Genomic DNA, 14,526 nt, shown 5'->3' with positions numbered 1-14,526 from the left:
TCCGCTGCAAATTCATGGACTGTGTGGAAGTCTGCCCCGTTGACTGCTTCTACGCTGGTGAAAACTTCCTGGTGATCAACCCCGACGAATGCATCGATTGCGGTGTGTGCGAACCGGAATGCCCTGCTGAAGCCATCTTCCCCGATAGTGATGACCGCTCGGCCGCATGGGCCGAAATCAACACCAAATATGCCAGCCTGTGGCCGAACATCACCCGCAAGGGCACGCCCCCGGCCGATGCGGAAGAATGGAAGGACAAGCCCAACAAGGCCGACCTTCTTTCTCCCGAACCGCAGAAAGGCTGAGCCCCCGGCCCAGGGACCCCGATCAGGACCTTGGGCAACGGATTGCCCGTGGTGCTCAGGCACCACAACAGCCAGTAGCAGACATGAAGAATGGCGCCGGTTTTTCCCGGCGCCATTTTTTTATGCACAAACGCCCAGCAGCCCCTGCGCGCCATCACGAGGCAAAACCACCCACAAGCCGCTCGCAGCAAGAACGGGAGCCACCTCTGTCTGGTGGCAATACCCTGCCGCATGAGCGGGCCCCATAGAACCATCTGGCAAGTCAGCACGCCAGACTAACAACCTTACAGACCACCGCCCCCCCCAAACGCAAAAACCCCCGGAGCCCTAAGACTCCGGGGGTTTCGCCATGTTCACATCACCCTTCGCAAAGGGTGATCAGGCTAATGCCTGATCAGCGTGACATCATGTGCATGGTGGTGTTCGTCATGATGAACACCGTGCCCACGATCAGGATGGTCACGAAAGCGACGGTAAACACGAAGCAGATGTTGTTCCAGCGCTGCTCGGACGAGCCGCCCATGTGCAGGAAGTAGTGCAGATGCACCAGAACCTGAACCAGAGCCAGCATGGACAGAGCGGCCAGCGTGCCCATGGGGGACAGGCTGTGGGTCGAAACCACAAGGAACGACAGAACCGTAAGAACAACAGCGAGAACGAAACCGATCAGGTACGATGACACGCTGCCGTGGCTTTCGCCGGAGGAGTTTGTTTGTGTGCTCATCAGATCATGCCCGCCAGGTAGACGTAGGAGAAAACGCAGATCCACACGATATCCAGGAAGTGCCAGAACAGGCTCAGGCAGGTGAGCTTGTTCATCATGCGTTCAGGGATCTCGGTCGTGCCCATCAGCTGAACCATCAGCGTCAGGATCCAGATCAGGCCGCATGAAACATGCAGACCGTGCGTGGAGACCAGCGTGAAGAAGGCAGACAGGAACGCACTGCGATCCGGGCCAGCCCCTTCGGCAATCATGTGTGCGAATTCACGCACTTCCAGACCCACAAAGCCCAGACCCAGCAGGAACGTGACACCAAGCCACAGGATAACCTGGCTGATCTGGTTTTTGTGGGCGGCAATCATGCCAAACCCGTAGGTGATGGAAGAGACGAGGAGCAGGGCTGTTTCCAGCCCAAGCCCACCGAACTCGAACAGTTCATGCGGCGTAGGACCGCCGTTGAACTGGTTCCGCAGGACTGCAAAAACGGCGAACAGAGAGCCGAAAATGATGCAGTCCGTCATCAGATAGACCCAGAACCCGAACACCACCGGAGATTCGTGATGGTGTTCGTCGTGGCCCGCGGTCTGAACAGTTGTATCGTGTGCCATTATTCAGCTGCCTGTGCCATCAGTTTACGGGTGTGCTCGTTTTCGATCCGGGCAACCTCTTCGGCGGGAATGTAGAAATCCACATCCTTGTTCGCGCTGCGGGCAATCACGGTGGCAATTACGCCAATCAGACCAACCACTGCGAGCCACCAGATATACCACACCGCGGCAAAGCCGAAGATCAGGGCGAACAGACCCGCCGCAATACCGGCCACCGTGTTCTTGGGCATATGGATCGCCTCGTACTGAGCACCAGCCTGACGCGTATCAATGCCGTTTTCCTTGTCGTGCATGAACGCATCGATCGAATGCACATGGGGGACAATGGCAAAGTTATACACAGGCGGCGGAGAAGAGGTGGACCATTCCAGCGTACGGCCGTTCCAGGGATCGCCCGAAACGTCGCGGTTTTCCGGCAGGTTGCAGTCGCGGATGGAGACATAGAGCTGCACCAGCTGGCACACGATGCCCAGCAGGATCAGAACCGCGCCCACTTCAGCAACCAGCATCCAGGGATACCAGGCCGGGTTGTCATAGTGGTTCATACGACGGGTCATGCCTTCGAAGCCGAGGACATACAGCGGCATGAACGCGAAGTAGAAGCCAACCAGCCAGAACCAGAACGCCCGCTTGCTCCATGCTTCATTCAGCTTGAAGCCCAGAACCTTGGGAGCCCAGAAGTTCATGCCGCAGATGTAACCGAAATACACACCGCCGATAATCACGTTATGGAAGTGGGCAATCAGGAACAGGCTGTTATGCAGCACAAAGTCGGAACCGGGGATGGCCATCATCACACCGGTCATACCACCGATGGTGAACACCACCATGAAGCCAACAGCCCAATACATGCAAGCATGGTACTGGATGCGACCTTTATACATGGTGAACAGCCAGTTGAAGAGCTTAACACCGGTCGGGATGGAGATGATCATGGTTGCGATGCCGAAGAAGGCATTCACGTCCGGACCAGCGCCCATGGTGAAGAAGTGATGCACCCACACAAGGAACGACAGCACCATGATGGAGCAGGTTGCATAGACCATGGTCTTGTAACCGAAGAGCGGCTTGCCGGAGAAAGCAGGCACCACTTCGGAGAACACACCAAAGGCAGGCAGAACAAGGATGTAAACTTCCGGATGACCCCAAGCCCAAATCAGGTTCAGGTACAGCATCTGGTTGCCGCCACCATCATTGGTGAAGAAGTGCATACCGAAGTAACGGTCCAGACCCAGAAGGGCAACAGCAACCGTCAGCACGGGGAAGGTCGCCATGATCAGGATGGAGGAGCAGAACGCCGTCCATGTGAACACGGGCATCTTCAGCCAGGTCATGCCTGGAGCGCGCATCTTAACAATGGTGACAAAGAAGTTAACACCGGTCAGCAGCGTGCCAACACCAGAGATCTGGATCGCCCAGATATAGTAGTCAACACCCACGCCAGGGCTGAACTGCATTTCGGACAGCGGGGGATAAGCCAGCCAGCCGCACTGCGAGAACTCACCAATGAACAGGGAGACGTTCACCAGCATGAACGCAACAGCCGTCATCCAGAAGCTCAGGTTGTTCAGGAACGGGTAAGCCACGTCACGTGCGCCAATCTGGAGCGGCACAATGAAGTTGAACAGACCGGTCATGAACGCCATGGCCAGGAAGAAGATCATGATCGTCCCGTGAGCGGAGAAGATCTGGTCGTAGTGATGCGGGGGCAGGTAACCGGGGTTACCGGCATAGGCCAGCGCAAGCTGGGTACGCATCATGATGGCGTCCGCAAAACCGCGGGCCAGAGCAACCAGCGCCAGTACAATGTACATGACAGCCAGACGCTTATGATCGACAGAGGTAAACCACTCTTTCCAGAGGTAGCCCCACTTGCCGTAATAGGTAATCAGTCCCAGTACCGCGACACCGACAATGAGAACGCCGATGAACGTACCTACTAGGATCGGCACATCCAACGGGATGGCCGAAAGCGATAGTCTCCCTAGCATAGATCCTATTCCTTCATATTCATGTCGGACATCGCGGACTGCTGCACCTGGATCATCTTGCCGGTGCTTTTGTCCATGATCATGCCGTTGTTGTATTTGGCTACGATCGTGTTGAACATGCCGGGTTCAACGTGCGCGAAATATTCGACAGGGTTCGCCTCGCTAGGCGCGGCCAGTTTCGGGTAGGTCTGTCCATCCAGCTCTTCAGAGGAAGAACGAACCTTCTCGACCCAGGCGTTGAATTCATCATTGCCCATCGCCAGAGCATGGAACCGCATATCAGAGAAGCCGCGACCGCTGTAGTTGGCGGATTCACCAGCAAAGTCACCCGGCTCACTGGCCATCAGGTGAAGCTGGGTCTGCATGCCCGCCATTGCGTAAATCATGGAACCAAGGCGTGGGATGAAGAACGAGTTCATGACGGAGTCAGAGGTGATGTCAAAATCAACCGGGGTGTTGACCGGCATGGCCAGCTGGTTGACCGTGGCAATCCCTTGCTCCGGATAGATAAACAGCCACTTCCAGTCCAGCGCCACCACCTGCACGTGCAGAGGCTTGGTGTTGGCTTCAGCCTCAAGCGGCTTGTAGGGGTCAAGGGAGTGACAGGTCTGATAGGTGATCACTGCCAGAAACAGAATAATCAGGGACGGAACGCCCCAGATGATCACTTCAATCTTGTTGGAGTGGCTCCATTTCGGCAGGTATTCCGCGCTGGTGTTGGACTGGCGATAGTGCCAGGCAAACACGAGAGACAGAATAATCGTCGGCACCACAACAATCAGCATCGCGATCACGGAGGTGGTGATCAGGGACTTGACGCCCTCACCCACCGGGCCTTTCGGGTCGAGAACGTCCAGTTCACACCCCGCAAGCAGCAACGCTGACGATAGGCCGCCCAATCGCGCCAGTCTCGCCAGTAACTTGTTTTTCATCGCACGCCTCTTGGTTCTGACATCAACATAGCCTCATAAGACTCCTTGCCCTGCTGCCATAGAAGCCTGACAACGGCAAGAAAAACCGCGCCACGGACATATTCCGCCCTTACTCACGCCACAAACCCGCCTGCCCGCGCAAAAAGGCAGGCAAACGGGGCACACGACATGGCAGAACGAACCATGACAGCAACGCCATGGACGCACCTTATTCCCTACAGGCTGATTCTCAAACGTCAGAAAAGTTCCATCTGCCTTTCGTCACAAGTCCTTGCCACTCGTTATATCATACCGGTGCCGTTACATTGCTCGTACCCCACAGGTACGCCGATGAAGGGGGGAGGTGGCGGGAAATCAGATAATGGCAAAATTTAGCTCTGTTTTTCTGATTACCCACCACAGATACGCGCTCTCGTTTTCGTTACAACACTCCCGCCCACCATCAGGACCACTCCACTCCCCATTCTGATTAGACATATCAGCATTCATTTCAGGCATACCTTCGGGCACAAAAAAACCCGGCCTCGAAAGGCCGGGTTATCAGCATCCCCTTGCGCGGGAAGGTGATGGTATCAGGGGCGAAAATCAGTCCCCCGAATTGCGCACACCCATGAACTGCAGCATGAACTGAAAGAGGTTGATAAAGTTCAGGTAGAGGTTGAGCGCGTCATAAACACTGCGCTTGCTCATCATCTCCGGGCTTTCGTAAGCGGCAACCTGCATATAGGTCATGCGGATACGCTGCGCATCGAAAGCACAGAAGGCGGTGAAGATCAGCACCCCGGCCGCGCTATAAAGATAATAGACGGTAGCGCTGTGCAGGAACATGTTCACCAGCCCGGTAATGAGCAGGCCGAACAGGCCCATCATCATAAAGGAGCTGAAGCGCATCAGGTTGGCTTTGGTCGTGTAGCCCCACAGCGATGTAGCGGCGAACATGCAGGACGTCACCAGAAAGACGCGCATGATGGAGGTGCCGGTATACACAGCAAAAATGCTGCTCAGGCTCGCCCCCATGGCCGCTGCAAACGCCCAGAACAGCATCTGCGCGCCCTGAAGCGAAAGCCGGTTAATACCAAAGGACATGACAAGCACGAAGGCCAGCGGCGACAGCATGGCCAGATCACCAAGGAGCGTCGGCCGCAGCATCAGCGCGCCCGAAGGCACCATGACCTGCTGGAAAAACAGGCCGCTGAGGCTTGTATTGGCAATGACATACGCCACGATACCGGTCAGCAGCAGACCGGACGCCATCCAGTTATAGACGCGCAGCATATAGGATCGCAGTCCGGCATCCACGCTGGCCTGCGCGTTCCATCCGGATGCTGAGGCAGGGGAACGGTAATCCCGACTAAACGACATGATGCTCTTCTCCTTGTCCGGACTGGCCGGTTCTGTTTCATACTTGTGGTTGCATTTCCCCCACGTCAAGGGTGGGAAGCGTGTATGGCATAACATTAAGGCAGGAATGGCTCTCCCTGCCCGACGCGGCCTCGTGCGCCGCCCCCTTTATACAAGCCCCACGGTGTTGCCATGTTCCTGATCGCAGGTCTTGCCATTCCCCCCGAAATGACCGAGTTTTTCCGCACGTTGCAGGGTTTTTTCCCTTCCAAAACATGGCGGCCTGCCCCTACGCTGGCCCTGCCACTGGTCACACTGGGTCAGGTTGTCTCGCCCACCGCCATGGAAGAGCTGGATCACGGGCTGCTGGTACTGCGTCTGAGGCAGCCTATCCGCCTGCGCCATACCGGCTTCACTCTTGTGGAAAGACAACGCCGAATCTTGCTGGCGGCTCTCGTACAGGGGTCTGAAACAGATCACCTTTCCGTGAAAATCCGTGCTGCCGCACGCCGGGCGGGGCTCACTCCGCCCCCCCCACATACCCCCCTGGCCGTGCCGCTGGCGGATGTTGCAACAGCCCCCGTGGAAGAGGTTAACCACTGGCTGTCCATCCATTATGCCACCTGCCCCGATCAGGAGGAACTCTACGAATTCACTGTGTTCAGTTCAGGAAAAAACCACGATCCGCTATCCTTGGAAAAGGAAGCTGACTACCCTTTCACTAACTGTTTCAGACCTGATCCAGAATTGTTATAACAACAACATTATCGTGCGGATCGCCATCACCTCACGCCGCCGTCATGCCCCTACCGCCCTGTAAGACCTGCAAATTATCCGCCCCGGAAAGGGCAGCTATTCGCGGCGCGTGATTGACATCCCGCTCACGCCTTGGCTGATGTGTCAGAAACCGGACCACCGGCTATTATTTTTTCCTCACCTTTACACCAGTCGAGGACATGAACGCATGACCCGCCCCGCCTCCGCCAAGAGACGTTCGCTGCAAGGAATTCTCGCGGCCGGAACACTCTGCGCCGCCGCCTTGCCCTGCGTGGCCCTCCCTGCCCACGCCGATACCTTGGGCGACACGGGGGAAGCCATCATTCACGCGGATGAGCATCCCGAAAACTGGCTTACTTATGGCCGCACCTACAGCGAACAGCGCTACAGCCCGCTGGATCAGATCAACCGCGCCAATGTCGGCAACCTGAAACTGGCCTGGTATTACAATTTTGATACCAATCGCGGCCAGGAAGGCACGCCGCTGGTCGTGGACGGCATCATGTATGCCACCACCAACTGGTCCAAAATGAAAGCCCTCGACGCGGCCACCGGCAAGCTGCTGTGGGAATACGACCCGCAGGTGCCCGGCAACATTGCCGACAAAGGCTGCTGTGACACCGTAAACCGCGGTGCTGGCTACTGGAATGGCAAGGTGTTCTTCGGCACGTTCGACGGCCGTATGATCGCTCTGGACGCCAAGACCGGCAAGAAGGTCTGGGAAGTCAACACCATCCCGCCGGAAGCCTCACTGGGCAAGCAGCGCTCCTACACTGTTGACGGCGCTGTGCGCGTGGTCAAGGGTCTGGTGCTGATCGGCAATGGCGGTGCGGAATTCGGTGCGCGCGGCTTTGTTTCCGCTTTCGATGCCGAGACCGGCAAGCTGAAATGGCGCTTCTACACGGTTCCCAACAACAAGAACCAGCCTGACCATGCAGTGTCCGACAAGACGCTGATGGACAAAGCCTACAAGACCTGGGACCCGAAGGGTGCATGGGTACAGCAGGGCGGTGGCGGCACCGTCTGGGACTCCATAATCTATGATCCGGTGGCCGATCTGGTCTATCTGGGCGTAGGCAACGGCTCTCCTTGGAACTACAAATACCGCTCCGGCGGCATTGGCAGCAACCTGTTCCTAGGCAGCATTGTCGCCGTTAAGCCTGAAACCGGCGAATATGTCTGGCATTTCCAGGAAACGCCGATGGATCAGTGGGACTACACCTCAGTCCAGCAGATCATGACCATCGATATGCCCGTCAACGGCGAAACCCGCCGCGTGATCGTGCATGCGCCCAAGAACGGCTTCCTGTACATTCTCGACGCCAAGACGGGTGAATTCCTCGCCGGCCGTAACTACACCTACGAGAACTGGGCCAGCGGCCTTGATCCGCTGACCGGCCGTCCGATCTACAACCCCGAAGGTCTGTGGACGCTCAACGGCAACTTCTGGTACGGTATTCCCGGCCCGCTCGGTGCACATAACTTCATGGCGATGGCCTACAGCCCCCGCACGCACCTGATCTACCTGCCCGCGCACCAGATTCCGTTCGGCTACAAGAACCAGACCGGCGGCTTCAAGGCCCACCCGGATTCCTGGAACCTGGGTCTGGACATGACCAAGACCGGCCTGCCCGACAACGCAGAAGCCCGCTCGGCCTACATGAAGGACCTGCACGGCGAAGTGCTGGCATGGGATCCGGTGAAGATGCAGACCGTGTGGCAGATCGACCACAAGGGTCCGTGGAACGGCGGCGTGCTCGCCACCGGCGGCGACCTGCTCTTCCAGGGTCTGGCCAACGGCGAATTCCACGCCTACGACGCAACCAACGGTTCCGACCTGTTCAAGTTCAACGCACAGAGCGGCATCATTGCTTCGCCCATCAGCTACAGCGTGAATGGCAAGCAGTATGTTGCGGTTGAAGTGGGCTGGGGCGGTATCTACCCCATTTCCATGGGCGGCATGGGCCGTACCTCGGGCTGGACGGTCAACCACTCCTTCGTGGCTGTGTTCTCGCTCGACGGCAAGGCTTCCCTGCCTGAAATGAACAGCCTGGGCTTCCTGCCCGTCAAGCCGCCTGCTGAATACGACAGCAAGGTAGTGGATAAAGGGTACTTCCAGTACCAGACCTACTGCCAGACCTGCCATGGCGATAACGGCGAAGGTGCCGGCATGCTGCCCGACCTGCGTTGGTCCGGCTCCATCCGTCACAAGGATGCGTTCTACAATGTTGTGGGCCGCGGTGCTCTGACCGCCTATGGCATGGATCGCTTCGACACCAGCATGACGCCTGACGAAATTGAATCGATCCGTCAGTACCTGATCAAGCGTGCGAACGATACGTACCAGCGCGAAGTTGACGCTCGTAAGAACGCCAGCGGAACGCCGCAGGATCCGGTCATTGGCATTGCGCCCAAATAACCCGGCAGTCATGACGTCATTCGGCACTCAGGCAATACAGTGGTAAAAATGATGATGAACAGACTAAAAGCCGCTCTCGGAGCGGTCACTGTCGGGCTTCTGGCAGGAACGTCCCTGGCTCATGCTCAGGAGGCGGACGCGGATCTGATCAAACAGGGTGAATATGTCGCGCGTCTTGGTGACTGCGTGGCCTGTCACACGGCCCTGAACGGTCAGAAATTTGCAGGTGGGCTGTCGATCAAGACGCCCATCGGCACGATCTACTCGACCAACATCACGCCCGACCCCACCTACGGGATCGGCACCTATACGCTTCAGGAATTTGATGAAGCGGTACGTCATGGCGTACGCAAGGATGGCAGCACGCTGTATCCGGCCATGCCGTACCCCTCCTTCTCGCGCATGACGCCAGAAGACATCAAAGCCCTGTATGCGTATTTCATGCACGGCGTGGCTCCGGTCTCCCAGAAGAACCAGGAAGCGGACATCACATGGCCGCTGTCCATGCGCTGGCCGCTGAGCATCTGGCGCGCCATGTTCGCTCCGGCACCCAAGGCCTTTACCCCGGCCCCCGGTACGGACCCGGATATCGCTCGTGGCGAATATCTGGTGACAGGCGCTGGCCATTGCGGCGCGTGCCATACACCGCGTGGTTTTGCCATGCAGGAAAAAGCGTTTGACGCAGCAGGCGGCCCGGACTTCCTGGCTGGCGGCGGCGTTATCGACAACTGGATCGCTCCCAGCCTGCGTAACGACCCCGTTGTGGGTGTCGGTCGCTGGTCTGAAGACGACCTGTTCACGTTCCTGAAGTCTGGCCGTACGGATCATTCCGCCGTGTTCGGTGGCATGGCCGACGTGGTGGGCTGGAGCACGCAGTACTTCACGGATTCCGATCTGCACGCCATCGCCAAATACCTGAAGTCCATGCCGCCGGTACCCCCGTCGCGTGGGGACTACACGTATGATGCCTCCACCGCTCAGGCGCTGGATTCAGGCAGCGTGACCGACAATGCCGGTGCCAAGATCTATCTGGAACAGTGCTCGGCCTGTCACCGTAACGATGGTGGTGGTGTGGCGCGTATGTTCCCGCCGCTGGCAGGTAACCCCGTTGTCGTGACCGACAACCCGACATCGGTTGCCCATGTTGTGGTGGCTGGTGGCGTGCTGCCGCCCACCAACTGGGCTCCTTCGGCTGTGGCCATGCCCGCTTACAAGACCATCCTGTCCGATCAGCAGATCGCCGATGTGGTCAACTTCATCCGCTCCGCCTGGGGCAACAAGGCTCCTGCCAACGTGACGGCGGCCGATATCCAGCACCTGCGGCTGGACAATGCGCCGATCCCGACCGAAGGCTGGGCCAATGCCACGGCGGCTACGGCAACCTGGGGCCTGTTCATGCCGCAGCCTTATGGCGCAGGGTGGACCTTCGCTCCCCAGACCCATGCAGGTGTGGACGCGGCTCAGTAAGACCCGCATCCTCCCTACTCCCGGCCATGGGTTCGCCCATGACCGGACGGGTTTTGAAAAACACCGCAGCGGCAACGTTGCGGTGTTTTTTTATGCCTGCTTTTTAAAACCCACCCATTGCACCGGCAGACCCACCCGCACATATCCACCCCATCATGATCTTTCAGCCACAAGCCAGTGCGCCGACAACGACAGACCTGCGGGCAGCCCCAAAAACCACGCTGGAAACCGAGACAGGCGTTGAAACCGGGCCGGAACAACTGGCCGGGCTTTTGACATCCCTGCGTGCCTGCACCGCCTGCGCCGATATTCTGCCCTTTGAACCCCGCCCCGTCGTGCATGCGGATTCACGCGCGCGGCTGCTGATTGCCAGTCAGGCACCGGGTACACGGGTGCATGAAACCGGTATTTCCTTCAACGATGCTTCGGGAGATCGCCTGCGCGAATGGCTGGGCATGAAGCGGGACGTTTTTTACGACCAGACCCGTGTCGCCCTTGTGCCCATGGCTTTCTGCTATCCCGGCGTGCAGCCAAAAGGGGGCGATAAGCCACCCCCGCCGGCCTGTGCTGCCCTGTGGCGCGCGCGACTTCTGGCCCAGTTGCCCAATATCCGCCTGACCCTGCTGGTTGGTGGCTTTGCCCAGAACCATGTGCTCGGCAAAGGCAGCGTTTTTGACCGCACGCTGGATTTCGAGCGCTTCCTGCCGCGCTTCTTTCCGCTGCCCCATCCTTCATGGCGCACAGGCCAGTGGGAGAGACGCACTCCGGCTTTTCGCGCGCAGGTGATCCCTGCCCTGCGGCAGGCCGTGCACGCGGCACTCGATTAGGCTCGCAGCCAGAAACACACGCTCTGGTCAGTGGGAACCTGAAGTATCAGCCGCCACAGTTAACCCGTGAGGGCCACCGCCAACCTTCAGGAAAGCGCGCCATCCAAATACGGGTTGGACGCATCGAAAAACGCCTCGTTCTCGCGCAGTTCAGCCTCGATCACGCGCAGGCTGGCCAATGCGCTCAGCATTTCAACCCGCACAGACAGATTGGTTTCCGAGCGCTCCAGCAAAGCCAGATGCGTGACAGCCTCGCCCGCCGCCCGGGCCGTGCGGCCATACTGCCCACCATAACGGCCTGAAAAGCGGTGCATGCGCGCCATCATCAACCGAATAGGGCGGTTGGCATCATCGGGCAGCGCGCCACGCTCCAGAATACTGCGCAGACGAAGCAGATTAAGCTCAATGGTCATGCTGCACAGAACACCGCCCAGATAGCGCTCCAGCACAAAATCATTGCCAGCGCCCATGCTGGACAGCCGGACAAAGCCTTCAACATTCCGCCCGATAACCTCTGGCGCGGACATCGGGCGGCTGGAACCGGCCTGCCTGCGCAAACGCCGCAGAATATCCACGCGCATGTCCCATCGCAGCCCATTGGGATCAACCGGCAGGAAGATCCGGTACATCCACATGCAGAACATCATGGCCAGAAACAGCGGCAGGGCCGTGTTGAAATACATGATTTCGTCCAGCCGCCCTTCATTCATAGGGCTGACCAGAATGGGCAGAAACAGGTTATACGCCACGGCCGCCAGTGCCAGTGGTGCCCATGCAAACGCCATGCCCCCGATCAGCATGGGTACGGCCAGCACCAGTGCCAGTGTTTCATAAACCGAGGGGCGCGCCATAACCCATAGGTCAAGCGCGCAGCACAGACCAATGACGCAGATTGTACCATGCAGAAAAGACTGTGTGGCCAGAGCGGGTTTTTCCAGTGTTGAAAACAACGCGCAGACAATGGCCACGAACATCATGAAAAACAGACCATCCGGCCAGCCTGTCGCAATCCAGATCAGGCCGGAACAGAAAATCGTCACACTGGCACGCAGGCTATTGTAAAACGCCATGCGCCAGTCACGATACGAGCGCATGGGGTAATGGAACTGGTCATGCGGCTGGGTGCTACGGCTCATTTCAAACTGTTCGATAGCAAGCGACAATTCATCAAGCAGGGTAGCCAGCTTGTGCAGCACCTGCCCCTGCCGCGACAGCCCGACTTCCATATCCAGATCAACCGGCGGGTGAGTGGCCGCCACCATTTCGCGCTCGAGGCAGGCCGTGGCCAGTTGCCGACTATCCGCACGCAAATGCGCCAGATCAGCCAGCACAGGGCCGATAGGCCCTTCACTTTCCAGCCGCGCGGGAAGATCATTGAGAAAACTGCCGGTGCGGGCTGCTAATTGCCGATAGTCCGGCCCATCGCTCTGCGGCACATTAATGAGCGTTCCAAGCTCCAGCCCGCGTGACATCAGCACCGTAATGGCCGCCAGCGCTGCGCGCGCGTGGTCACCCTCATGCTGGTGGGTGCCCATTTCAATTTCGGCAAACTCCACCTGATCGCTCATGGTGGCGATGGTGGAAAACACTCCCGGCGAGGACAGAACCGCCCGGCGGTCGCCCGCCAGCAGACTGCGCAGGGTGGGTACGGCCCCCCTGAGGGCCTGCACAAAATTGGTGGCCAACCGGTTTCTGGCGCGCGAACCAAGCTGATACTGGAACAGCGAGGAAATGGTGGTTTCCACCACAATGCCAAGGGTAATATACGTCGCGCGCGCCATGGCGATCTGGAAAATCTGATCCGGGGCCGCAGCACCATCCAGCGCGATAATGGCATAGGTAAACCCCGAGGCCCGCATGCCATGAATGCGATAATTGGTCATGGTGGCGGGGCCCGGCAGCAGGGTGCCGATAAAGCAGAACAGCCCGATCCCCACCGCAACCCAGAAGATATAGAGCAGTGGTGATTGCGGCATGCACCCCACCAGCACAAAGGCGCAGAGAATCCCCACCACCATGCCGAACATGTGCCAGCGCGCCTTGGCAATGGATTTGCCACGCGTGCCCTGTGCCACCATCCATACCGTAAGGGCCGCCCATTGCGGGCTGCCCAGTTCCCACCACAGGGCAATACCAAGGGCTATCAGCGAGGAAATGGTGGTGCGCAGCGCATAGCCGAAAGCCAGCGCATCAGGCGCGTACAGCCAGCGCAGGCCATCAAGCCTGCGTGGCTCACCGCCACCCGTCAGGGCCTGGCGGACAATCAGCGCGACCGCCTGAAAGAACCGGCCCACTGAGCGGGGAAACCCGGTTCGCTGGGGGCCCGCCGGGTCGGTCGGGGTGGAAGGTGCCATGCCGGTCTTTTACCTCAGAGCGGGGCAAAAGCGTATGCACGGCAGGTATGCTCCACAAGGAACAGACCTCAGACCGTTATAAAAACCCTTTCGGGCAAGACCGGCACCCTAACCGGCCTCACCCGCAATCAATCAGTCTTCGTAGGACATAAGGGTTGTGACCGGCACGCCATCCATGCGAGCGCGACCACCCAGACCGGTGAGCTCCATCAGCACCGAGGCCCCAACAACATTGGCACCCGCCTTGCGCAGCAGCGTGGCCGAGGCCGAAAGCGTGCCACCGGTTGCCAACAGGTCATCCATGATCACCACGCGCTGGCCGGGCAGCACGGCGTCTTCCTGAATTTCCAGCGTGTCGGAACCGTATTCCAGATCATAGGTATGGGAGACGGTTTTGCCCGGCAGCTTGCCGCGCTTACGCAGCATCAGCATACCGCAGCCCAGCCGGTCGGCCAGAGGGGCTGCCGTCAGAAACCCGCGCGATTCAACCGCCGCCAGCACATCCGGGCGCAGGGGTGCGACCTGCCGTGCCAGACGCCCCATGGCCATCTGCCAGGCATCGGGGTTACGCATCAGGGTCGAAATATCGTAAAAGAGGATACCCGGCTTGGGAAAATCCGGAATATGCCGGATAAAACTCTTAAGATCGATCTCTTCGCGTACCGTCATGGTCTCTCGCAACCCTTCATCCCTGCGGCCCACAAGAGGGCATCATGTTCATTACCGCCCGCCACCCGGCAGGGCCGCAACGCTGTATCCCGCACGGGGGTATTCTGCAAGGGTG

Annotated in this window: 12 protein-coding genes; 5 read left to right on the top strand and 7 right to left on the bottom strand. The window is 58.7% G+C overall.

Going from position 1 to position 14,526, the window contains the following annotated elements; all coding sequences use genetic code 11:
- Positions 1–305, top strand: a 305-nt coding sequence (gene fdxA, locus ABF757_RS08980; RefSeq protein ID WP_415481868.1) for a ferredoxin FdxA, incomplete at its 5' end; no start/stop codon positions are given.
- A gap of 394 nt (positions 306–699) precedes the next feature.
- Here the strand turns inward: fdxA and cyoD are convergent.
- From cyoD to ABF757_RS08955, 5 genes are all read right to left on the bottom strand, one after another.
- A complete protein-coding gene (gene cyoD / locus ABF757_RS08975) occupies positions 700–1,029 on the bottom strand; it encodes a cytochrome o ubiquinol oxidase subunit IV (protein WP_035370549.1) in 330 nt (109 codons plus the stop codon).
- The gene (gene cyoC / locus ABF757_RS08970; protein WP_025860356.1) at positions 1,029–1,634 is read right to left on the bottom strand and encodes a cytochrome o ubiquinol oxidase subunit III; all 606 of its coding nucleotides are present in this window, start codon (positions 1,632–1,634) and stop codon (positions 1,029–1,031) included. The genes cyoD and cyoC overlap by 1 nt, the downstream gene beginning before the upstream one ends.
- Positions 1,634–3,625, bottom strand: coding sequence for a cytochrome o ubiquinol oxidase subunit I (gene cyoB / locus ABF757_RS08965; RefSeq protein WP_415481867.1), 1,992 nt, complete (start codon positions 3,623–3,625; stop codon positions 1,634–1,636). The genes cyoC and cyoB overlap by 1 nt, the downstream gene beginning before the upstream one ends.
- A gap of 5 nt (positions 3,626–3,630) precedes the next feature.
- Positions 3,631–4,557, bottom strand: a complete 927-nt coding sequence (gene cyoA / locus ABF757_RS08960; protein ID WP_025860355.1) for a ubiquinol oxidase subunit II — start codon at positions 4,555–4,557, stop codon at positions 3,631–3,633.
- A gap of 585 nt (positions 4,558–5,142) precedes the next feature.
- Positions 5,143–5,919 (bottom strand): Bax inhibitor-1/YccA family protein, encoded by a 777-nt coding sequence (locus tag ABF757_RS08955; protein ID WP_025860354.1) that lies wholly within the window; start codon positions 5,917–5,919, stop codon positions 5,143–5,145.
- A gap of 171 nt (positions 5,920–6,090) precedes the next feature.
- On the opposite strand from ABF757_RS08955, the gene ABF757_RS08950 reads away from it, so the two are divergent.
- From ABF757_RS08950 to ABF757_RS08935, 4 genes are all read left to right on the top strand, one after another.
- A complete protein-coding gene (locus tag ABF757_RS08950) occupies positions 6,091–6,654 on the top strand; it encodes a hypothetical protein (RefSeq protein ID WP_415481866.1) in 564 nt (187 codons plus the stop codon).
- A gap of 208 nt (positions 6,655–6,862) precedes the next feature.
- The gene (locus ABF757_RS08945; protein WP_415481864.1) at positions 6,863–9,094 is read left to right on the top strand and encodes a PQQ-dependent dehydrogenase, methanol/ethanol family; all 2,232 of its coding nucleotides are present in this window, start codon (positions 6,863–6,865) and stop codon (positions 9,092–9,094) included.
- A gap of 48 nt (positions 9,095–9,142) precedes the next feature.
- Entirely contained in the window at positions 9,143–10,561 is a 1,419-nt protein-coding gene (locus tag ABF757_RS08940) for a cytochrome c (RefSeq protein WP_025860352.1), read from the top strand.
- Between the two features lie 155 nt (positions 10,562–10,716).
- Positions 10,717–11,388: a uracil-DNA glycosylase family protein gene (locus tag ABF757_RS08935; RefSeq protein ID WP_415481863.1), complete on the top strand. Its 672-nt coding sequence runs from the start codon at positions 10,717–10,719 to the stop codon at positions 11,386–11,388.
- Positions 11,389–11,474: 86 nt separating this feature from the next.
- Here the strand turns inward: ABF757_RS08935 and ABF757_RS08930 are convergent, their stop codons facing one another.
- Together ABF757_RS08930 and ABF757_RS08925 are read right to left on the bottom strand one after the other, a co-directional pair.
- A complete protein-coding gene (locus tag ABF757_RS08930; RefSeq protein WP_415481862.1) occupies positions 11,475–13,742 on the bottom strand; it encodes an FUSC family protein in 2,268 nt (755 codons plus the stop codon).
- 132 nt (positions 13,743–13,874) lie between these two features.
- A complete protein-coding gene (locus ABF757_RS08925; RefSeq protein ID WP_025860350.1) occupies positions 13,875–14,411 on the bottom strand; it encodes an adenine phosphoribosyltransferase in 537 nt (178 codons plus the stop codon).
- Between the last annotated feature and the right edge of the window lie 115 nt (positions 14,412–14,526).

The organism is Acetobacter papayae (assembly GCF_047721125.1).
In the GTDB taxonomy this organism is placed as follows: Bacteria; Pseudomonadota; Alphaproteobacteria; order Acetobacterales; family Acetobacteraceae; genus Acetobacter; species Acetobacter papayae.
Note: the sequence above shows the minus strand (reverse complement) of the source record. Positions and strands in the feature narration are given on the sequence as shown.

Coding starts and splice junctions, on each gene's coding strand:
- ABF757_RS08955 (WP_025860354.1), bottom strand. CDS start 5,919: ATGTCGTTTAGTCGGGATTACCGTTCCCCTGCCTCAGCATCCGGATGG.
- ABF757_RS08925 (WP_025860350.1), bottom strand. CDS start 14,411: ATGACGGTACGCGAAGAGATCGATCTTAAGAGTTTTATCCGGCATATT.
- ABF757_RS08935 (WP_415481863.1), top strand. CDS start 10,717: ATGATCTTTCAGCCACAAGCCAGTGCGCCGACAACGACAGACCTGCGG.
- cyoB (WP_415481867.1), bottom strand. CDS start 3,625: ATGCTAGGGAGACTATCGCTTTCGGCCATCCCGTTGGATGTGCCGATC.
- ABF757_RS08950 (WP_415481866.1), top strand. CDS start 6,091: ATGTTCCTGATCGCAGGTCTTGCCATTCCCCCCGAAATGACCGAGTTT.
- ABF757_RS08930 (WP_415481862.1), bottom strand. CDS start 13,742: ATGGCACCTTCCACCCCGACCGACCCGGCGGGCCCCCAGCGAACCGGG.
- cyoD (WP_035370549.1), bottom strand. CDS start 1,029: ATGAGCACACAAACAAACTCCTCCGGCGAAAGCCACGGCAGCGTGTCA.
- ABF757_RS08945 (WP_415481864.1), top strand. CDS start 6,863: ATGACCCGCCCCGCCTCCGCCAAGAGACGTTCGCTGCAAGGAATTCTC.
- cyoC (WP_025860356.1), bottom strand. CDS start 1,634: ATGGCACACGATACAACTGTTCAGACCGCGGGCCACGACGAACACCAT.
- cyoA (WP_025860355.1), bottom strand. CDS start 4,557: ATGAAAAACAAGTTACTGGCGAGACTGGCGCGATTGGGCGGCCTATCG.
- ABF757_RS08940 (WP_025860352.1), top strand. CDS start 9,143: ATGATGATGAACAGACTAAAAGCCGCTCTCGGAGCGGTCACTGTCGGG.